This is a genomic window from Acinetobacter sp. WCHA29, assembly GCF_002165335.1.
Lineage (GTDB): Bacteria > Pseudomonadota > Gammaproteobacteria > Pseudomonadales > Moraxellaceae > Acinetobacter.
The window spans coordinates 1-437 of record NZ_NHRQ01000061.1; the positions used below are offsets into that span (position 1 = coordinate 1).

The 437-nt window shown below is 42.8% G+C and carries 1 protein-coding gene; it reads left to right on the plus strand.

Annotation, left to right across the window (positions count from 1 at the left end; genetic code table 11):
* On the plus strand, positions 1 to 437 hold a 437-nt coding region (locus CDG59_RS14965), incomplete at both ends, for a thioredoxin family protein (protein WP_087546050.1).

The following is a 437-nucleotide window of genomic DNA, read 5'->3' on the forward strand; positions in this document are numbered from 1 at the left end:
TTTGACGGTTCAAACGCTCGCCGTCCGAGTTTCGGTGTAGCTAAAGCAGGTGAACAACCACGTGTGTTCTTTGCTGGTTTACCGATGGGACATGAGTTTACCTCTTTGATCTTGGCTTTATTACAAGTATCAGGTTACGCGCCTAAAGTCTCTGATGAAGTCTTGAACCAGATCAAAGGCTTAAATTTAAAAGCAAACTTTGATGTGTTTGTTTCATTGAGCTGCCATAACTGTCCAGATGTGGTTCAAGCACTCAACTTGATTGCAATCTATAACCCGAATACAACGGCGACCATGATTGATGGTGGTTTCTTCCAAGAAGAAGTCGAAGAACGCAAAATCTTAGCTGTACCGATGGTGTTTCAAGACAATGAACATATTGGACAAGGTCGTATGACTTTGGAAGAAATCGTGGCGAAGCTAGATACCAACTCAGC